Origin of the sequence: Brevibacillus laterosporus LMG 15441, from assembly GCF_000219535.2 — a bacterium.
Lineage (GTDB): Bacteria > Bacillota > Bacilli > Brevibacillales > Brevibacillaceae > Brevibacillus_B > Brevibacillus_B halotolerans.
Genome location: NZ_CP007806.1, coordinates 1,213,872 through 1,234,396, shown reverse-complemented (window position 1 = coordinate 1,234,396; position 20,525 = coordinate 1,213,872). Strand labels below are relative to the sequence as shown.

Annotated in this window: 18 protein-coding genes and 2 riboswitches; of the genes, 2 read left to right on the top strand and 16 right to left on the bottom strand. The window is 42.9% G+C overall.

Annotation, left to right across the window (positions count from 1 at the left end):
- Nucleotides 1–173: 173 nt before the first annotated feature.
- The 3 genes from sdhB to BRLA_RS05750 are packed head-to-tail and all read right to left on the bottom strand — an operon-like array spanning nucleotide 174 to nucleotide 3,319.
- Nucleotides 174–923 (bottom strand): succinate dehydrogenase iron-sulfur subunit, encoded by a 750-nt coding sequence (gene sdhB, locus BRLA_RS05760; RefSeq protein ID WP_003334938.1) that lies wholly within the window; start codon nucleotides 921–923, stop codon nucleotides 174–176.
- Between the two features lie 2 nt (nucleotides 924–925).
- Nucleotides 926–2,689: a succinate dehydrogenase flavoprotein subunit gene (sdhA, locus tag BRLA_RS05755; RefSeq protein WP_003334940.1), complete on the bottom strand. Its 1,764-nt coding sequence runs from the start codon at nucleotides 2,687–2,689 to the stop codon at nucleotides 926–928.
- An 18-nt stretch (nucleotides 2,690–2,707) separates the two neighbouring features.
- Nucleotides 2,708–3,319 carry a succinate dehydrogenase cytochrome b558 subunit gene (locus tag BRLA_RS05750; RefSeq protein WP_003334941.1) on the bottom strand — a complete coding sequence of 204 codons (612 nt, stop codon included), beginning with the start codon at nucleotides 3,317–3,319 and terminating at the stop codon, nucleotides 2,708–2,710.
- A 517-nt stretch (nucleotides 3,320–3,836) separates the two neighbouring features.
- Here BRLA_RS05750 and BRLA_RS05745 point away from each other — a divergent pair.
- Nucleotides 3,837–4,316, top strand: a complete 480-nt coding sequence (locus BRLA_RS05745) for a DUF2507 domain-containing protein (protein ID WP_022584144.1) — start codon at nucleotides 3,837–3,839, stop codon at nucleotides 4,314–4,316.
- Between the two features lie 106 nt (nucleotides 4,317–4,422).
- Here BRLA_RS05745 and metX read toward each other — a convergent pair whose 3' ends face one another.
- The 3 genes from metX to BRLA_RS05730 all read right to left on the bottom strand — a co-directional run bounded on the left by metX (nucleotide 4,423) and on the right by BRLA_RS05730 (nucleotide 8,030).
- Nucleotides 4,423–5,523: a homoserine O-acetyltransferase MetX gene (gene metX, locus BRLA_RS05740; RefSeq protein WP_051876106.1), complete on the bottom strand. Its 1,101-nt coding sequence runs from the start codon at nucleotides 5,521–5,523 to the stop codon at nucleotides 4,423–4,425.
- 104 nt (nucleotides 5,524–5,627) lie between these two features.
- A riboswitch (SAM riboswitch) is annotated at nucleotides 5,628–5,738 on the bottom strand.
- Nucleotides 5,739–5,789: 51 nt separating this feature from the next.
- Nucleotides 5,790–6,611: a GNAT family N-acetyltransferase gene (locus tag BRLA_RS05735; RefSeq protein WP_003334945.1), complete on the bottom strand. Its 822-nt coding sequence runs from the start codon at nucleotides 6,609–6,611 to the stop codon at nucleotides 5,790–5,792.
- Nucleotides 6,612–6,791: 180 nt separating this feature from the next.
- Complete coding sequence (locus BRLA_RS05730; protein WP_003334946.1) at nucleotides 6,792–8,030, bottom strand: aspartate kinase; 1,239 nt, start codon at nucleotides 8,028–8,030, stop codon at nucleotides 6,792–6,794.
- A gap of 205 nt (nucleotides 8,031–8,235) precedes the next feature.
- A riboswitch (Lysine riboswitch) is annotated at nucleotides 8,236–8,426 on the bottom strand.
- Between the two features lie 160 nt (nucleotides 8,427–8,586).
- Between BRLA_RS05730 and BRLA_RS05725 the strand changes: the two genes are divergently transcribed.
- On the top strand, nucleotides 8,587–9,522 hold the full coding sequence (locus BRLA_RS05725; protein ID WP_003334948.1) for an SDR family oxidoreductase: 936 nt from the start codon (nucleotides 8,587–8,589) through the stop codon (nucleotides 9,520–9,522).
- Nucleotides 9,523–9,524: 2 nt separating this feature from the next.
- Here BRLA_RS05725 and uvrC read toward each other — a convergent pair whose 3' ends face one another.
- The 10 genes from uvrC to BRLA_RS05675 form a co-directional block, all read right to left on the bottom strand.
- The gene (gene uvrC, locus BRLA_RS05720) at nucleotides 9,525–11,252 is read right to left on the bottom strand and encodes an excinuclease ABC subunit UvrC (RefSeq protein ID WP_051876144.1); all 1,728 of its coding nucleotides are present in this window, start codon (nucleotides 11,250–11,252) and stop codon (nucleotides 9,525–9,527) included.
- A gap of 276 nt (nucleotides 11,253–11,528) precedes the next feature.
- Nucleotides 11,529–11,843: a thioredoxin gene (gene trxA, locus BRLA_RS05715; RefSeq protein WP_003334951.1), complete on the bottom strand. Its 315-nt coding sequence runs from the start codon at nucleotides 11,841–11,843 to the stop codon at nucleotides 11,529–11,531.
- A gap of 340 nt (nucleotides 11,844–12,183) precedes the next feature.
- Entirely contained in the window at nucleotides 12,184–12,474 is a 291-nt protein-coding gene (locus BRLA_RS25215; RefSeq protein WP_236867760.1) for an MBL fold metallo-hydrolase, read from the bottom strand.
- A 171-nt stretch (nucleotides 12,475–12,645) separates the two neighbouring features.
- Nucleotides 12,646–13,608 (bottom strand): electron transfer flavoprotein subunit alpha/FixB family protein, encoded by a 963-nt coding sequence (locus BRLA_RS05705; protein ID WP_003334954.1) that lies wholly within the window; start codon nucleotides 13,606–13,608, stop codon nucleotides 12,646–12,648.
- Nucleotides 13,609–13,622: 14 nt separating this feature from the next.
- The gene (locus tag BRLA_RS05700; RefSeq protein ID WP_003334955.1) at nucleotides 13,623–14,390 is read right to left on the bottom strand and encodes an electron transfer flavoprotein subunit beta/FixA family protein; all 768 of its coding nucleotides are present in this window, start codon (nucleotides 14,388–14,390) and stop codon (nucleotides 13,623–13,625) included.
- Between the two features lie 12 nt (nucleotides 14,391–14,402).
- Nucleotides 14,403–15,179: an enoyl-CoA hydratase gene (locus BRLA_RS05695; protein ID WP_003334956.1), complete on the bottom strand. Its 777-nt coding sequence runs from the start codon at nucleotides 15,177–15,179 to the stop codon at nucleotides 14,403–14,405.
- A 186-nt stretch (nucleotides 15,180–15,365) separates the two neighbouring features.
- Nucleotides 15,366–15,953 carry a fatty acid metabolism transcriptional regulator FadR gene (locus BRLA_RS05690; protein WP_003334957.1) on the bottom strand — a complete coding sequence of 196 codons (588 nt, stop codon included), beginning with the start codon at nucleotides 15,951–15,953 and terminating at the stop codon, nucleotides 15,366–15,368.
- Between the two features lie 258 nt (nucleotides 15,954–16,211).
- Nucleotides 16,212–17,921: a long-chain-fatty-acid--CoA ligase gene (locus BRLA_RS05685; protein WP_003334958.1), complete on the bottom strand. Its 1,710-nt coding sequence runs from the start codon at nucleotides 17,919–17,921 to the stop codon at nucleotides 16,212–16,214.
- 230 nt (nucleotides 17,922–18,151) lie between these two features.
- Nucleotides 18,152–19,198 carry an LCP family protein gene (locus tag BRLA_RS05680; protein ID WP_003334959.1) on the bottom strand — a complete coding sequence of 349 codons (1,047 nt, stop codon included), beginning with the start codon at nucleotides 19,196–19,198 and terminating at the stop codon, nucleotides 18,152–18,154.
- A gap of 149 nt (nucleotides 19,199–19,347) precedes the next feature.
- Entirely contained in the window at nucleotides 19,348–20,523 is a 1,176-nt protein-coding gene (locus BRLA_RS05675; protein ID WP_003334960.1) for a thiolase family protein, read from the bottom strand.
- Between the last annotated feature and the right edge of the window lie 2 nt (nucleotides 20,524–20,525).

Sequence of the window (20,525 nt, the reverse complement as noted above, 5' to 3'; positions counted from 1 at the left end):
CCTCATGTAGTATCTTCATCAGTTTGCCAAAGGAAGCTTATGGGTATACACCCGTACCATTACAAGGGAAGGAAAGCATACTACCAATTTTTTCAAAATAAAAAAAAGCCCTCTCACTATCGAGAAGGCTTTTCCTGAATTCATGTCGTATAAAAAGGGAAGAAAGTATCTTCTTACGAGAAGAAGAAGGATTTAATAGCATGCTTCGTGGTTTCTTTATTCATATGAGCAATGGAAGTAGTAAGCGGGATGCCTTTCGGGCAAGACTGTACGCAGTTTTGCGAGTTACCGCAGTAGCTAATTCCGCCCTCCTCCATCAAGGAATCTAAACGCTCATGCTTGTTCATTTTTCCTGTCGGATGCTCATTAAATAGACGCACCTGAGAAATGGCAAATGCACCAATAAATGGTGATTTATCATTTACGTTCGGACATGCTTCTAAACACACACCGCAGGTCATACATTTAGATAGTTCGTATGCCCATTGGCGATCTACTTCCGCCATTCTTGGTCCTGGTCCTAAATCATGGGTACCATCGATCGGAATCCATGCTTTCACCCGTTTTAAAGCATCGAACATGCGGCTGCGATCTACAGTTAAATCGCGTTGTACAGAGAACGTTTTCATCGGCTCGATACGCACTGGTTGTTCTAACTTATCAATGAGAGCGGAACAGGCTTGGCGTGGTTTTCCGTTAATGACCATCGAGCAAGCACCGCACACCTCTTCTAAACAGTTAGATTCCCAAATGACCGGTTTAGTCTTCTGGCCTTGCGAGTTAACCGGGTTGCGTTGAATCTCCATTAACGCTGAAATTACGTTCATATTTGGACGATATGGAATTTTAAACTCTTCTTTATAAGGCGTGGAATCAGGTGTGTCTTGTCGGGTAACGATCAGATGGATTAAACGATCAGCCATGATCATTTCCCTCCTTTTTTATCACTGGTATAGTCACGCTTACGTGGTTTGATTAAGGAAACGTCTATATCCTCATAATAGATTTCTGGCGCTGTTGTTTCCGGATTATACTTCGCCATTGTCGTTTTCATGAAGCGTTCATCATCACGCTCAGGGAATTCAGGCTTGTAGTGTGCGCCGCGACTTTCATCACGTTGTAGGGCACTAATTGTAACAGCACGAGCTAGAACAAGCATGTTCCACAAATGACGTGTAAACTGCGCTCCAGAGTTGCTCCATTGCTGTGTATCTTGAATGTTGATGTTTTTGTAGCGCTCCATGAGCTCCAAAATCTTATCATCTGTTTTTTGCAATCGATCGTTGTAGCGAACCACTGTTACGTTATCAGTCATCCACTCGCCCAACTCTTTATGGATTACGTATGCATTTTCTGTACCGTCCATTTTTAAGATGTTGTCGTATTTCTCTTGTTCTTGCTTGGAATAGCTGTCAAATAAGCTACTTGGAAGATCATCTGAGAGCTTATCCAACGAGTTGATGTAATTGATTGCATTTGGACCAGCAACCATACCACCATAAATAGCAGACAACAGCGAGTTCGCACCCAGACGATTACCGCCATGTTGAGAATAATCGCACTCACCTGCAGCAAATAGACCCGGGATATTTGTCATTTGGTTGTAATCTACCCACATACCGCCCATGGAATAGTGAACTGCTGGGAATATGCGCATTGGTACTTTTCGTGGATCTTCCCCAACAAATTTTTCATAAATTTCAATGATACCGCCTAGTTTTACATCCAATTCCTTTGGATCCTTATGAGACAGATCCAAATACACCATGTTTTCGCCGTTGATACCCAATTTCATATCTACACAGACATGGAAAATTTCACGAGTCGCAATGTCGCGTGGTACGAGGTTTCCGTATGCAGGATATTTCTCCTCTAAGAAGTACCATGGTTTCCCATCTTTATACGTCCAAATGCGGCCACCTTCTCCACGAGCTGATTCAGACATGAGGCGTAGTTTATCATCGCCAGGAATAGCAGTTGGGTGAATTTGGATAAATTCTCCGTTTGCGTAAATAACACCCTGTTGATACAACGCAGATGCGGCTGTACCTGTGTTAATAATAGAGTTAGTAGATTTACCAAAGATAATACCAGGGCCACCAGTCGCCATGATAACTGCATCCGCATGGAAGGCTTTAATTTCACCTGAACGCATGCTCTGTGCAGTTATCCCACGACAGACACCCGCATCATCAAGAACGGCACCGAGGAAATCCCAGTACTCATATTTTTTCACAAGTCCTTCCGTCTCATAACGGCGTACTTGCTCATCTAGTGCATATAGTAATTGCTGTCCTGTCGTTGCTCCAGCAAATGCAGTACGGTGATGCTTCGTTCCCCCAAAGCGACGGAAGTCTAGCAATCCTTCCGGAGTACGGTTGAACATAACTCCCATACGGTCTAGCATATAAATGATTCCAGGTGCTGCATCACACATTGCTTTTACTGGTGGTTGGTTCGCTAGGAAGTCACCGCCATAAATCGTGTCATCAAAGTGTTCCCAAGTAGAGTCGCCTTCCCCTTTGGTATTAACAGCTCCATTAATACCGCCCTGCGCACAGACTGAGTGAGAGCGCTTAACCGGAACTAGGGAAAAAAGTTCTACGGCTACCCCTTTTTCTGCTGCTTTAATTGTCGCCATTAGTCCAGCTAGGCCACCGCCGACAATAATTAATTTACCCTTCGCCATGTTTTATTCCCCCTTCTCTTACACGAATGCGAATACGGCACGCAAGCCTACGTAGGATAATGCTACGAACAGAATCATGGTGAAATAAGTTGCCATACGTTGTGAACGTGGCCCTACTGTAATGCCCCAATGCACTAAGAACGACCATACACCATTGCAAAGGTGGAACACAGCGGATAGAACACCTACAGCGTAAAACGCTATCATTACTGGGTTAGTGAAAATATCATGCATGAGGTCATAGTTAATTTCGGCAGTACCAAGTGCTTTGACAATACGTGTTTGCCATACATGCCACGCTATGAAAATCAGCGTGAAAACACCTGTAATACGCTGCCAGAGATACATTTGATTACGGAAAAACGAGTAGTTGCCATTGTTCGGTTTTGCTTGAAATGCGAGATATAGACCGTAAATGGCGTGGAACAACAGTGGGAGATAAATGAATGCAAATTCCAAAAACAATAAGAACGGTGCCTTTTCAATTAGGCCAACCGCTTCGTTAAATGCTTCCGGCCCTTTGGTTGCTTGAAAGTTCGCCGTTAAATGGAACAGTAAAAACAACCCGATCGGAAACAACCCGAGTAGAGTGTGAAGCTTGTGCAAAGCGAAGTTTTTCTTACTTGCCATGCCTTGGGTCCCCCCTTCATTGATGTGTGGAAAATGTTATCTTACAATACCTATGCCATCACCATGCAGGCTCAAGCAAGACACATGTTCCGCTCCGCTTCCACTTTGGAAGAACATCCTCTATTCACGAAAAACCAATCCCTCAATAGGGAAACACAAAATGTTTCCAGTTTGCGAAATGGTTCCAAAAGTCTGTCAATCCAACGCATAAAAAACCGCGGGCGCAAACGAGATGTGTCTAAATAAAGAATAAAGATTGGAAATTATGTGACCAAAACCAATTGTACTCCTACCTCTTAGTAGCGTCAAGCAATTGAATAGACTTAATACATTCTTAGATTAATTGTAATCTATATCATTCCTAGCTTTTCTTGTTATTTATTCTTATTATGACCACGTATCTATCAGATATACTCTGACTCATCCCTCATTAACTCCTATCATTTTCCTAGTCTTAGCATAATTGTTTTTTTCTCTCATAGAATAGAAATCATGCACAAAAGGAGGACGAGCTAGAGTGAGACAAGCTACTGATATCCTACAGCAGCTTTTACCTGAGTTTTCAGTATATGATTGTCAGCGTATGCAACAAATGAACATGCCTTTTGCCGGTCATCTCTTTTTTCGAAATGTAGTCACTCAGGAATTACTGGGAGATTGCGAAGCTCCTATTCTTTATTGGATGGGGAAAGAGATAGGCGAGACCTATCATATACATGCGGCGGAAGATCTGATATTAGCCTTCATCCAGCTCGGCTTAGGAAAGCTGGAATTAACCTTGTGTACAGCTAGACAAATTGAATATCTCCTGACTCATCCTCATCTTACCATGCAGACTACAAACCGACTAGAACGCACCCTACAGTTTGAGACAGGCTTTATTGCTGGATCGATTGGCAAATGGTTAGAGCGTGAGTCAAATGCCACACTCACTCTTCTGGGAAAGGACAAAAAAAAAGAACCAACTGCACACATTCAGGTTGTTATCTCAGGGTAACAACCTGTTTTTACGTGCAGAGCTCTTATATTCGTTACATCGTTACTAGTTGTCATTGTCATGGTTTCCTACCTGTCTGCTTTCTCTTCATCATCTGATAAGCTGGTTATCCAATCAATTGTGAGGTTTGTTGCTCTTTCACTGTTACAGGAAAATAAGGCCCTACTAGCTGAGCCATTTTATCCATTTCAACTAAAAAACCATCATGTCCAAATACAGAGTCAATTGCAAAAAAATCAACATCCTTCCCCTGTTGTTTTAACGTAGAGGATAGCCAAAGCTGATGAGGAATTGGATACAACAAATCGTTGGAAATAGCTATACAGACTACCTTGGCTTTGATACGTGACAATGCGTTTTCAATCCCATCTCTTCCCCTACCAATATCGTGTGTATCCATTGCTTTTAGGAGATAGAGATAGCTATTTGCATCAAAGCGCTGCACGAGCTTATCTCCTTGATAACGTAAATAGCTTTCCACTTCAAATGTAGTATCCACTAAGTCGGCATGCACGGTGCCTTGATGGGCCCTGCCAAATCGTTCTTCAAATAATTCGGCTGTCCGGTATGTAATCATGCCAACCATACGCGCTGTTGCCAAGCCGCGAATAGGACCTAACTGAGGATAATAATGTCCATTATTCCAATCTGGATCATTACAAATCGCTTGCCTTGCCACATCATTATAAGCAATGGCCATAGCTGATAACTGAGCGCAGGTAGCTACTGGGATCACTACATCCATCATCTGGGGATATTCAACCGCCCACTCATAAACCTGCATACCACCCATCGAACCGCCAATGACCGCATATAGATGAGAAATCCCCAGTTGCTCAATGAGCTTGTATTGGGCGCGTACCATGTCTCGGATCGTCACAACAGGAAAATGAGTTGCATATGGCTCTTTAGTCTCCGTATTCATACTTGCAGGACCTGTTGTTCCGTAACAGCCACCTAAGACGTTTGTGCAAATCACGTAATAATAATCGGTATCAATTGCTTTTCCGGGCCCAATCAGCCCATCCCACCAGCCTGGCTTTTCACCATCACCTACCGCTTGACTGTCTCCAGTTAATGCGTGGCAAACCAAAATTGCATTCGATTGCTCAGAGTTGTACGTACCGCTTGTTGTATAACCGATTTCCACTTGACGGAGCACCTCGCCACATTCCAACGCCAGGTTGTGAATCGTTGCTTTTCTCAATGCAATTCCTCCTATTTCCACTTGATGCCCTAAAGTACAGGTACCTATGTGCTAAAAAACCCCTCTTCCGGAGAAGAGGGGTTTGATCGTATCGACTAGACCCGCTCTTATCTGCCAGACTACTTTATGTGTGCCTGCTGGATTTAGCACCTCTCCGCTTCTCGCGGGGTTGCCGGGTTTCTTCGGGCCAGTCCCTCCACCACTCTTGATAAGAGATTTCTATATAATTCTGTTTATCATACTTCTTTTGAGTAAGAATTGTCAATCTATTTCAACGAAAAGGATTCTTCTCTTTTTATTTGATACATCGTCCACATTCCAATGTCCTGAAAGCCCAAACGTTTATAAATAGCTCCAGCCGCTGGGTTATCATAACACAAGCACAAGCTTCGCCCTTCCGCCAAAACATCCCTGCACAGCGCTACCATACAAGCACTAGCATATCCCCGCTTACGATGAAGGGGATGCGTACAAACACCAACAATCATGGCAGCCATCGAACACTCGGCTGTTGTTGAAACACAGGCTACCGTTTCTGTGTTCACCTCTACATAATAGGTTCTCCCTGTACCGCTTTCCAGTGTGTGTTTCAATGCTTCTTCTGCATCAGCAGATCTGCCAAACTCTTGTATCTGATCACGTAGGCTGACGATTTTTACGACATCATGAACTGTGGCTTTTTTTACCTCAAATCCCTTGATGTCATCCTGAGATAATCGAGAGTCATCTTCTAATTCTGCAAAATAGGTAGTTTTGATCTCATGCTTCGGAAGATGGCTTGCAAAAGCCTGCAAAGAATCTTGTTTTCCTGATAAAACCTCCAGCTTTTTGTCAGCAAGTATAATTTCACTGAACCCTTCGAGATCAAACCTATCCAAAGCATAAAATACGTACGAGTGATAATACCGCAGGAGTACCGCGGAGAGTTTTGTCTGGTCACTTGCTGACCATTCTCCCCATAACTCTTGAAAAGGGGTAGAGAAGCCAAAATTTTCGACATCACCAATAAGAAATAAGTTCAAGCTGCTCTCTTGTGATACCAATTCCATAAATGCTTCATAATCTGCTTCTGTTAGTTTTCGGATCATTTGACAATTCCCTCTCCAAAAGTTTTTCCCTCCATTATTTGAAAAAGTGTACTATTTGTCAATAGAATTCAGAAAAAACACATAAAGCCCGGTGGACATCTCTCCACCAGGCTCCTTGATTAATCCAATCCTATCCCTGTCCATTTGAAGCACTCTACAGTCTGTTTTATCTAAAACAAATTAAGCGTGCACGACAGCATCCACAGAAACATCCAATCCAAACGCCGTATGCAGTGTAGCTACAGCTTGCGCCACTTTTTCTGCCGGGATCACACAAGATACCTTAATATCAGAGGTAGATACCATCCGAATGAGAATATCCTGGCTGGATAAATGACTAAACATATCGGCTGCCACTCCCGGATTGGTTATCATACCAGCTCCTACAATTGAAACTTTTGCAAGGCCAGATTCATATTCCACATGCTCAAAGCCTAACTCTTCCTGATGAGCCACCAAGGTCTCCAGCGTTCTATGTAAATCGTCAGCGGAGATCGTAAAGGAAACATTATTTGCTTTGTCATGATAGGTGCTTTGAATAATGATATCTACATTAATTGAAGCGTCCGCCAATGCTTTAAATAATAAGGATAACATGCCTACTTTTACAGGCATTCCGATAACCGTTATAGAAGATACATCTTTGTCATGAGCTATTCCGCTGATTACTTTGCCTAACTCCATGTTTGTCTCCTCCTCAACCAATGTTCCCTCTTCTTCTGTAAAACTGGAACGAACCACAAGTCGAACTCGATGTTTTTTTGCACTTTCCACAGAACGTGGATGCAAGACACCAGCTCCTAGAGTTGCTAATTCTAGCATCTCATCATATGAAATGGAGCTTACCTTTTGTGCACGAGAAACAATGCGCGGATCGGCTGTAAATACCCCTGATACATCTGTATAGATTTCACAGCAGGTAGCCTGTAGACTAGCCGCAATTGTTACCGCTGTAGTATCAGACCCGCCCCGTCCCAATGTTGTAATTTCTCCGTTTTCGCTAGCTCCTTGAAACCCTGCTACGATGACAATTTTCCCCTGCTGTATTTCTTGCTCAATCCGTTGACTGTTGATCGTACTAATGCGTGCCTTTCCATGCTTCTCTTCCGTTAAAATGCCAGCTTGCCAGCCTGTCATGGACACAGCTTCGTACCCTCTGCTTTGTAGGGCCATACTAAGTAACGCAATGGAAACCTGTTCGCCTGTAGCAAGCAGCATATCCATTTCACGAGCAGGTGGGCTCTCATGTAATTCCTTTGCTAAATCGACCAGCACATCTGTTGTTTTTCCCATAGCAGATACCACAACCACCATGGCATACCCGGCATCCTTATAACGGATAATTCTCTGTGCTACCTCTTGAATACGCTCCGCAGAGCCTACGGATGTTCCTCCGTATTTTTGCACCACAATTTCCATTTCAAATCTCTCCTCTGGTATATTCTGCTAGTCTGGATCATATGCCTTCCTTGATTTATTTATAATGAAAGCTTTTTACTAATTGAAGTACAAAAAAGGCAACGACAAAGGAAATACCTAGTCGTTGCCCTAACTGGACATACACGGTCCCTCCTTCCCCTGATTCACGGAAATGCCAAAGCAAGTAATAATAGCTTTAGCAGCCCGGTGAGATAGCTCTCCATTTGCATGACGGGTAGGACATACAAATGACAGTCTTACGCTTATTCAACGTAAGCCCAGCATGCACCGCTTGGGTATCGCGTGCACACTTCGGCAAATTCCCCTTTCCCAGCTCCATCATAGATTCCCATATCTCCGGAGGGTACTCTTGGTTTTTGCGCCTCTACCTCACTCCTGTATAGGGAAGTGAGGTTGTTGCTTATGAGATTATTCAGAATTATATCACGTTACTTTATCCGTTACAATTCTTTTTAGGATATAAGAAGATACTAGCGTGATACAATGAGCATAGTTTTCGTATCTTTTTATATAGGACATGAAAGGAGGCTTTCTAATGAAAGATAATAAAACCTTACAGAACCAAACCGAGGCAACCACGGACAATAACGCACCTTCCTCCGTACAGTTGAACTCAAAATCCACCTCGTCTGTTGTTCTTATCACTGGGTGTTCAAGCGGCTTTGGAAAACAAATTAGTATCGCTCTTGCAGAAGCTGGCTATCAAGTGATCGCCACAATGCGTGATGTAACAAAAAAAGAGCCTCTTCTTCAAGAGGCTTCAGCCCGTGGCATTAAGGATCGTTTACACATGATCCCCTTAGATGTTACGAAACAAGATAGTATTACGCAGGCCATCGACCAAACGCTACAACTATTTGGCAAGATAGACATATTGATTAACAATGCTGGCTATGCGACTGGCGGTTTTACTGAAGAAATCCCTCTAGAGGACTGGCGCAGTCAGTTTGAAACCAATTTTTTTGGAGCGGTAGCCACTACTCAAGCGGTTTTAAAACCCATGCGTGAGCAAAGGAGCGGTCTCATTATCAATATGAGCAGCATTTGCGGACAATTTGGCTTCCCTATGCTCGGTCCCTACACCGCCTCCAAACATGCACTAGAAGGCTTCAGTGAATCTCTACGCTTAGAAATGCTCCCATTTGGCATCAAGGTAGTCCTAATAGAGCCTGGGCCATATCGAACTGATATATGGGAAAAAAGCATAGAAGCAGCAGCTTTCTCACCTGAGTCTCCCTATCATCCCTTTTTAGAGTATTTGCAACAGCAAGCCAAGCACAACGCCATGCACTCTGGCGATCCAGAAGAAGTAGTCCACACCGTATTACGTATTGTAAAAGCTCCTAATCCGTCTTTTCGTTGTCCGGTTGGAAAAAGTGTAAAAAGCTTACTCTTTAGTAAAAAAATATTACCCTGGAGATTCATAGAGCTACTTGTAAAAAAGCAATTACACAAAATTAGGAAGAAATAAGCTTATTTCTCATCCTTCAATCCTCTTAAGTGCGCAATAATATCTCTTGCTAATTTATCACCAATACCAAGCTGGCGGAAATCTTCCACTGTTGCTTCCCGCATCTTTTTCAACGAGCCGAAATGCTGAAACAGCTTCTTCCGCCGCTTCTCTCCTATGCCTGGTATCTCATCTAATTGGGAAGAAAGCATTGTTTTCGAACGGGCCTGACGATGAAACGTGATAGCAAAGCGGTGTACTTCATCCTGAACGCGTTGCAACAAATAAAACTCATGGCTGTCCCGTTTAAGCTCTACAGGCATAGGCGGGTCACCATAGAGTAGCATCGCTGTTTTATGCTTCTCGTCCTTAGCGAGTCCACAGACGGGGATAAACAGTCCTAATTCATTTTCTAACACATCCATCGCCGCACTAATTTGACCTTTGCCTCCATCAATTACAATTAGATTTGGCAATGGCTGATTTTCTTTTAACAGGCGAGAATATCTACGTAAAATAACCTCTCGCATGGAACCGTAATCATCAGGGCCTTCTACTGTTTTTATTTTATATTTTCGGTACTCCTTCTTGTCTGGTTTCCCATCGGTAAAGACAACCATGGCCGAGACAGGTTCCGTTCCCTGTATGTTAGAGTTGTCAAAGGCCTCAATACGATGAGGGGTTCCTATTCCCATAATGTTGCCTAAATTATGGACAGCCTGCACAGTACGGGCATCATCCTTTGCTAATAGGGCAAATTTCTCAGCTAGGGCAATGCGAGCATTTTCGTTAGCCATATCAATTAGTTCATGCTTTTTCCCGCGTTTTGGAGTCAGCACTTTTACTCCTAGCCATTCCGAGATCAGCTCCGGCTCACTTTCCTCAGGAAGTAAAATCTCTTTTGGTAGAGCTTGCTGTTTTTCAAAATAATACTGTGCTACAAACGACATGAAATCCTCTATAGCGTCTCCGTAAAAAGGAAACGAGCTTGTATCACGCTCGATTAGTTTACCTGAACGCATATAGAAGACCTGAACGCACATCCAGCCCTTATCGGTATGATAACCAAAAATATCGCGGTCAACTGTATCAGTCAATGTAATCTTTTGCTTCTCCATGACTGCTTCAATATTATGAATTTGGTCACGAAATTCCTTTGCTCGTTCAAACTCCAAATTTTCGGCAGCCAACATCATTTTCTCTGTTAGGATTTCCTTCGTCGCCTTATGGCCGCCATCTAGGAATCTAGCAATCTCATCAACAATGCGTAGATTCTCCGCCTTATCCACCTCGAACACACAGGGTGCCATACATTGATGCATGTGGTAATACAAGCATACCTGCTTCGGCATATTTTTACATTTACGCAGCGGGTATAAACGATCCAGTAGCTTCTTCACTTCTTGGGCAGCGGTCGCATTGGGATACGGTCCAAAATACTTCGCCTTATCCTTTAAAGTACGACGCGTGATCTCCAAACGCGGATGCACTTCATTGGTAATTTTAATATAGGGGTATGTCTTATCATCTTTTAATAAAATATTGTATCTAGGATCATATTTTTTGATCAGATTACATTCTAAAATAAGCGCCTCAATCGGGCTAGAGACGACAATATATTCAAAATCAGCAATTTCATTTACTAATAGCTGAGTTTTACCATCATGACTGCCAGTAAAATAGGAACGAACGCGATTTTTTAATACCTTAGCTTTTCCCACATAGATAATGTCGCCATTCGCATTTTTCATTAGATAACAGCCTGGCTTATCCGGCAATATCGCAAGCTTATCTTTGATCTGACTCACGTCGCGTTCTCCCTTCCTAGTAGTATGTACTCCATCTATTTCTTCCGAATCCAAATGGTTTTTTCGCCTATCCTTTATCCTAGCACACTTGTTCTCTTTTTCCTACTTATAAAGATTGGGATGGGAAACAAAAAAACCCGCACTCCTTTTCAGGAGCCGGGCTTTTAGAACGCATGCTGTACATTTCGACTCAGACGCACTTGTTCTTTTGCAACAATCTTACAGATGTTTGTTGATTGTTTCCATCAAAGCATCTTTTGGTTTAAATCCAACCATTTTGTCCACAGGTTGACCGTCTTTGAAAAGAATCAAAGTTGGGATGGACATAACGCCAAATTTACCAGCAGATTCTGGATTGTCGTCAACATTTACTTTCACGATTTTAAGCTTTTCGCCTACTTCTTTATCCATATCCTCAAGCACAGGAGCGATCATTTTGCAAGGTCCACACCATGGAGCCCAAAAGTCTACCAATACTGTACCTTGTTCGATATCTTGTGCAAAAGATTGATCAGTTGCATTTGTAATAGCCATAGGATAAAATCCTCCTTTACTCTTAAAAAATAACTTAAAGTCTTCTGAAAGTATATCATCTATAGCCAAAATTGACCATGACTCAAAATACTTTCATTATACTTTGAAAAAATAATTCCTATTTCTATCTTATCCTGCTACAAAATGGTTGAATCCATTCGTTACAGTTACTCAAATCCATTAATAAAAAAGCAAATCGTTTCTTCCTCATCCTCAGTTAACTCTCTTTGGAGGTGTGCCGACATCTCTCTCTTAATTTTTTCCTGATCACCCTGGAACTTTTCAGCGAGAAAAGCTGTATTTTTTAGCAGCAGAAGCTCTTCTTCAAACTCGGCTTTCGTTAAAGGGGCCTCTTGAGTTGTAGCGTTTGACTATGTGAAATGATCGGCATATCCATTTCTTTCAAACCAAATACATGATCCCAATGCCAGTGTGTGAGGACTAACCAATCACCTTTGATGTGTAATTCACCCAACTGTTCTAGAAATAGCTTCGCATGGCTGGAAGAATTGCCGGCATCAATCAAAAGTGTTTTTCTATCTCCCACTATTGCTGCTAATATGGGACGATCAGTTTCCTGATAGGGGGTAAGATATAAAATACGTTTTGACATTTGTATCAGTTGCTGCAATTTCTTCCCTCCTGACTCTCTTGTTTATTTCGTAGCGGATCGTTGCTCTGTATTTCTTCATTAATATGATTTTTTCATCTTTTCTTACTCTAAAGTAATTTCTCCACAAAAGCAAAAAACTACGGTCCTTTCTTAAGCAACCGTAGTCTAAGCAATCATATTTATTATGTTTTATCCCACTACTACCTTTTTAAATTCCTCGGTTAGCAACGGTACTACTTCAAACAAGTCACCCACGATTCCATAGTCAGCTACTTGGAAAATAGGGGCTTCTGGGTCTTTATTGATAGCCACAATCACTTTGGAGTTTGACATTCCTGCCAAGTGTTGAATAGCTCCAGAAATTCCGCAAGCGATATATAAATCAGGTGTTACCACTTTACCCGTTTGACCAATTTGCAGTGCATAGTCGCAATAATCTGCATCGCAAGCTCCACGGGAAGCACCAACTGCTGCTCCTAGAACCTCAGCTAGTTCTTCTAGCGGCTGGAAGCCTTCCTTGCTCTTCACGCCACGACCACCAGCGATAATAACCTTTGCTTCAGATAAATCTACTTTGCCAGATGTTTTGCGAACGACTTCTTTAATAACACTGCGTAGATCCTTTAGTTCTACGTCTACCGCGATCACTGTAGCAGATTGACCTGGCTTTGCTTCACCCAGCGCAATGTTGTTTGGACGGATCGTTGCGAATATTTTGTCATCGGAGAAGATGCGCTTTTGAAAAGCTTTCCCTGCATAAATAGGACGTGTAAAAACTGGACCTGCTTCCACATTAGTCACATCTGAAATCAGACCTAATCCTAATCGAGCAGCAACTCGTGGTGCGATATCACGTCCAATCGCTGTATGCCCTGCTACGATAGCGTCTGGATTCACCTCTTGAATGATCTTTACCACAGCCTGTGCATAAGCATCTGGAGCATATTGGTCCAATGTTGCATTTTTTACTGCATAAAGGCTAGTCGCTCCGTATTCCCCCAGCGCATTGGCATATGTATCTGCATCGCTACCAAATGCGGCAGCTACTACTTCGCCACCCTCTGCAATGATCTGGGCGGCAGCCAATGCCTCCAAGGAAACGTTACGCAATTGATGATCACGTGCTTCAGTTAGTACGAGTACTTTTTTCATTTGGAAGTCCTCCCTTAGATCACTTTTGCTTCGTTACGCAGTAGTTGCACTACTTCAGCCACTTGGCTTGGAATATCACCTGACAAGATACGACCTGCCTCTTTCTTTTCCGGTACATATTGATACACGATCTCGGTTTTACTTGCTACCTCTTCTGCTGTAAGCCCCAAATCATCTGCGGACAGACGATCCAATGGTTTCTTTTTCGCCTTCATAATGCCTGGTAATGATGGATAACGCGGTTCATTTAAGCCTTGCTGCGCCGTGATTAGGACCGGTAGGGAGGTTTCGACTACCTCCGTGTCCCCTTCTACATCGCGTTCTACGCGAACCGTCGTACCCTCAATGTCAATTTTCACCGCTGTTGAAACATGGTTGATAGATAGCTCTTCAGCTAAACGAGGACCACCTTGACCTGCGCCGGAATCCACAGCCATTTGTCCACCTAGGATAAGATCGAATCCTTCTTTTTTGGCAACGGCCGCTAGTACCTTTGCCGTTGTATATTCATCACCAAATAATGATTCATCATCTACTAACACTGCTCGATCGGCTCCCATAGCTAGAGCGGTGCGCAACTCTTTTTCGGCACCATCTTTGCCTACGGTCATTACAATAACCTCGCCGCCAAGATCATCTCGTAGCTTGATTGCCTCTTCAATGGCATATTCATCATAAGGATTAACAATCGTTTCCACGCCATCATCACTAATGAGTCCGTCCTGAATAATGATCTTTTCTTCGGTGTCAAAGGTCTGCTTCATCGCAACTAAGATTTTCATGGTTGAAACCTCCTATCGATTGGAAAATTGCGGTTTACGTTTTTCAAGAAAAGCAGTTACGCCTTCTTTCATATCTTCAGTAGTAAATACCTGCCCAAACAATTCAGCTTCACGTTTCATTCCAGCAGATAACCCCAGCTCAACACCGCTGTGAATGGCATCCAGTGCGTATTTGACAGAAATCGCACCCTTTTCTGAAATTTTACGAGCCAGCTTTTTACTTTCTTCCAATAACTGTTCCACTGGATAAACAGCTTCTGCCAAACCAATCGCAAGAGCTTCTTCTCCATCAATCATATCGGAAGTCAGTATGAGTTGTGTAGCTTTTCCTCGTCCAATTAGACGCGGCAAACGCTGAGTACCACCGTATCCAGGGATTAGTCCCAAATTAAGCTCAGGCAAGCCTAATTTTGCTTCCTTTGCTACATAACGGATGTGGCAAGCCATGGCAAGCTCCAATCCTCCACCTAGGCAAGCTCCATTTATTGCAGCAATAATCGGCTTAGAAAACGTCTCCATTCGCAGAAACAATTGTTGTCCTCGCTCCGCCACCTGCTGTGGACTCTGTTCAGCCAGTGCAGTAAATTCTTTAATGTCAGCACCTGCGATAAAAAAGCGCCCTTCGCCAGTAATAACAATGGCTCTTATCTGATCATTTTGCTCCAAATCATCCAAAGCCTGAGCCAAGCTGGTGAGTGTAGCTTGATTTAACGCATTCGCTGGCGGATGGTTAATCGTTACTATAGCGATAGTTCCTTCTGTTACAAGCGTAAGATTTGGATACGACATGCTTTGTCCCCCTTTTACACCGAACGAGCGAATGAGCGCCCGATCAGCTTTGTACAAAATAGAACCTAGGCAACATTGTATCAGAGGAAATCCCTATACAAAAGTGTTTTTACAAGTTTTATTGATGTGAAATAATGAAGACCTTTTGCAAAACGCTGTATGGAGATTTCCTAGGTTGAATGGGGTCTAGTTTTTGCAGAGTCCCTTTAGGAAGAGATTATGAATGGGATCCACAAGAGAGACGAGATCGTACTTACATTCTTTCATAATCCAAGAAGTTACCGTCTGATCCAACGTACCAAAAATCATTGTGCGTGCCATCCGTACATCAATATCTGAACGGAAGATACCGCAGTCCATTCCTTCCTGAACGACTGCATCAATCAGATTAAAGTATGATTTTAATACTTCTCCAATACCCTGACTTACTTCCGGATTAATCTGACGCAGCTCAATTTGTGTCACAATCGCTAAGTTATGATCCTGCGCCAATTGGCTGAGATGACTCCGAATGAGGATACGCACCTTCTCAGAAACATCTTGAGCCTGAGAACTCAACTCGCGGCAATTCTCTACAAACTGTCCCATCTTCTCGTTAAACAACGAGATAAGAACATCATCCTTGTTTTTAAAATAGAGATAAATGGTGCCGTCCGCTACCTTGGCTTCTTTCGCGATCCGAGATACCTGCGCGTTATGATAACCGTGCTTGGCAATCACCGTGACGGCTGCATTTATAATGGCTTGATACTTTTCCCCCGTTTTTTTGGCCATGTTACCCTCCATTTTACTTTCTTAGATGTCCTTATTTTTTGTTAGAAATGAATGAATATTCATTCAAGAAAAGTTTATAATACCAAACCGGCTCTGTCAAGCATTGGATAAATAAAAAACGGCTTACCCCATGTCAGGGTAAACCGTTGCTATCATTGTAACTCTATTTGAAAAGATAGGCAATTCTTCCTAGATAGAAATGTGCTGAAATCGTTTCATATGTCTAATTTTGTCGCATTTTAGACACATTTTCTTGATTTACCCCAATTTACTTGTACTTTCTATTTCAATACGCTTCTTTTCTTCTTCTTGCAAATGACGACGAAGTACCTTACCTACCATAGTTTTAGGCAATTCTTCCCTAAACTCATAGGAACGCGGTACTTTATAACTAGCTAATCGCTGACGACAGAAAGCATTCAATTCCTCCTCCGTTACCTGATAGGAATCCTTTAGGACAACGAAGGCTTTCACTGTCTCTCCCCGATATGGATCTGGTATACCGACTACCGCAGCCTCTTGAATGGCAGAATGTTCAAACAAAACTTCCTCCACCTCACGCGGATAGATATTAAATCCCCCAGCAATAATCATATCTTTTTTTCGATCAACGATGTAGAAAAACCCTTCTTCATCCATATATGCTATATCTCCCGTCAACAGCCAGCCATCCTTAAGAACCATAGCCGTGTCTTCAGGACGATTCCAGTATCCCTTCATGACCTGCGGACCACGAACAGCCAATTCACCAATTTGATTTGGAGGCATTGCTTCGTCTGTTGCTGGGTCGATAATACAAGCTTCCGTGTCTGGCCATGGAAGTCCAATACTGCTATTAACGCGTCTTTCCCACAGGTTATTTGAATGGGTAACAGGAGAGGTCTCGGTTAAACCGTAGCCCTCTACCAACTTTCCGCCTGTAATTTCTTCAAATCGCTCCTGTACCTCTAAAGGCAAGGGAGCCGAACCGCTAACACAGGCCTCAATAGAGGACAAATCGTATTGTTTAATGTCTGGATGATTAATCAGACCAATATACATGGTAGGAGCCCCTGGAAAGATTGTAGGCCGCTCCTTCTGTATTAATTGTAGAATTTGCTTAACGTCGAAACGGGGAACAAGTATGATTTCTGCGCCCATCTGAAGGCCGCAATTCATCACGGTAGTCAGCCCATAAACATGAAATAAGGGGAGAACTCCCAGAATTTTCTCTTGTCCTTGCTTCATTTTGTAAAGAACTGCCTTGCATTGAACAGCGTTTGCCACAAGATTTCGATGGGTAAGCATCACTCCCTTGGCAAGACCTGTTGTTCCACCTGTATATTGCAATAGGGCTAATTCTTCCTCCCAATTTGCTTCAATATGGATCGGATCCGTTGGCGCCTGTTTTAGAGCACGCACAAAACTCTCTACCCCGTCCTGATAGAGAATCGCTGGGACTGGCACTGCTTTTTTATCAAATTTCTGGGCAATCGGATAAAGCGCTTTCTTCATTGGAGGTAAAAAATCTCGTATGCTGGTTAGAAATACATGAAGTAATTTGGTATTTGACCTCACATTTTGCACTCGATTGTATAAGAGATCGAGGGTGACAATGGCAACTGCACCAGAATCGTTTAGCTGGTGCGTTAATTCACGTTCTGTATACAAAGGATTGGTCATAACAACCACCGCTCCAGCAAACATCGCTCCATAAAAAGCGATTATGGTTTGTGGAATATTTGGCAGCATTATAGCAATGCGATCTCCTTTTTGTACGCCTCGCGATCGTAATACATGAGCAAAACGATAGGATTGGGTGAGCAATTCTTGATAGGTTATGCGCTTTCCCATAAAAGAAAGAGCATAATTTTGTGGATAATCTTGTGCTGATTTTTCTAAAAAGTACGTCAATGGAACACGGGGGTATTCCACTGTAGCGGGGACTTCTGCTGGGTAACAAGATAACCAAGGCTTGGCAATTAACATCGCTTTCCCTCCAACCTTTGATACCTCATCTTTCCCATCTTCACATTCACAATCTCTCCTTATTTGACTATTTTATTCTAAATAGATAGACTTTTCCAGATTTTTTTACTAATCTTTCCAGCCAGGAAAGGCAAAACGAAACAGAATGGACTGCTCCAACTCATAGTTATGCCTTTCCTACCCCACATCTCTCGTTTTCACATTTTTAGCTGTATAAAAATAAGAGAGCATCATCTCTGGTTATCTTCTGCTTTCGCACTCAATACTTTTTTTATTTTTTCCTGGATTCGTTCTCTCTCACCGGAAGAAACTAAATAGTACCAGCCAAGTGTTGAATGATTCCAGATGCGTTCATCACGTCCTCTAATCGTTTCTGTCGTGATGTGATTTTTTTTAGGATCATAGTAGGTGACAAGTAACGAGGAAATTTCATTTTGTGTGAGGTCTGTCTTAATATGTTTGCCTAAGATCTCCATTAATTTAAAAGCCTTTAAAAATGCATCCATGGAGCCTCCTTTATTAGCTAAGGCTCGGATAATTTCCTGCTGACGAGCAATTCGTTCGTAGTCGCTGTCTTCGTGGCCTACATCACTTTTACGATAGCGTGCATAATCTAGCGCTTGCTTCCCGTTCAAAACCTGCTTGCCCGGATATAGATCAATATTGGTTCCATCACTAGGATCAGTATATTTCATACGTTTTTTGACAGTTACTTCTACACCGCCCAATTCATCAATAAGCTTTCGGAAGCCATCAAAATCAATCGTGGCATAACGGTCAATCTTAATGGATAAGTAGTCTTCCAAGGTTTTTTTTAACAGAGCCGGTCCGCCAAAGGCAGTAGCGTGATTTACTTTATCAAAGCCTTTACCGGGAATTTTTATATAGGTATCACGAGGAATTGAGATCAATTGTGCTTGTTGCGTTATCGGATTAATGGTAGCTATCAGTAGGGTATCGGAGCGTGCCCGCTCCCCTTTTCGACTATCCGTACCGATTAGCATCATACTAAAGGGCTGAAGGGTTTGTTCTTTGTGATAAAGCTCTTCTGCTGTAAGATTGGGGGACTGATCCAAGGGAACCCCTGGCGTCTGCAAAATGGAGGTGTTGTGTGGAAATGAAGAGCCGCTCACCTGAGGAAGCGGCTCATACCAATCTTGCGTCATCTGCTTGTATTGTTGAAAAGCAGTACCTAGATAGGCTAACAACGCTAAAAATAAGACGCAAAGGACAATGACGATCACTTTTTTGACGGTTTCCTTTTGCTTGACTTGCATCTGATCTTCCCCTTACCTCATCACAGTGTATACAAAAAAGAACCCTATACAGGGTCCTTTATACTATGGTCAAAAAATGTACGATTTATGCAATAGCTACCAAGTCGAATCTGTTCTCAGGATTATCCCCTGCCAGCCTTCGTTTCATTTTATCGTTCAACAATCATACTCATACCCAGTCCGCCACCTACACATAAAGTAGCTAACCCTCTATGCAGCTGGCGGCGTTTCATTTCATGCAGGAGGGTGACGATTAAGCGGCAGCCTGTTGAGCCGACTGGATGACCAAGCGATATCCCACTGCCATTTACGTTCGTAATGGTTCGATCCAATTCCAATAGCTTTTCTACCGCCAAATACTGAGAAGCAAATGCTTCATTAACCTCAATCAGTTGTATGTCTTGCAAACGAAGCCCTGCTTTCTTCAAGGCTTTTTGTGTGGCTGGCACTGGTCCATACCCCATTAAGTCAGGCTCGACTCCGGCCCATGCGTAAGATACAATGCGCCCTAGTACAGTAAGTCCAAGATTTTTAGCTTTACTCTCTTTCATTAATAGCACGGCAGAGGCACCATCATTTAAGCCTGAAGCATTCCCCGCTGTAACCGTTCCCTCCTCACGAAAGGTTGGCTTTAATGTAGCTAAGGCATCGAGCGTAATGTCTGGGCGAATATGCTCATCTGCGGTGAGCGTGTTCGTTTTATTTTTTTTACTCAAAACAATCGGGATGATTTCGTCCTTAAAAAGCCCCTCTTTCGTGGCATGCGCCGCTTTCTGATGACTTAAATAAGCGATCTCATCCTGCTCCTCCCGGCTGATCTTATAGCGATCCGCCAAACGTTCTGCTGTTTCACCCATTAAAATATCGTGATGCGGGTCTGTAAGCAGCTCCCATAAAGCGTCTGTCATTTCACCATGCATGAGCCTCTTGCCAAAACGGGCCTGCTTCAAGACATAAGGAGCGCGACTCATGCTCTCCACACCGCCCGCGATTACAACCTCGCTATCTCCTAAAGCTATCTGTTGCAGACCTGAAACAATTGCCTGCATACCGGAGGAACATTGTCGCTGAACAGTCAATCCTGTCACTTGCTGGGGCAGACCAGCGTCTAAAAGAGCTGTTCTTGCAATATTCGGCTCATCTGTACGTTGAATACAATTACCTAGAATAACCTCATCAATGTCTTCGGGGTCGATCCCTGTTGTATCCATGATGTCACGAATCGTTAGTTCAGCTAATTTACGTGCTGACACATCCTGAAACATACCGCCAAATGTTCCAATGGGCGTCCGTTTTGCTGCGACAATTACGATAGGCTCTGCCATGC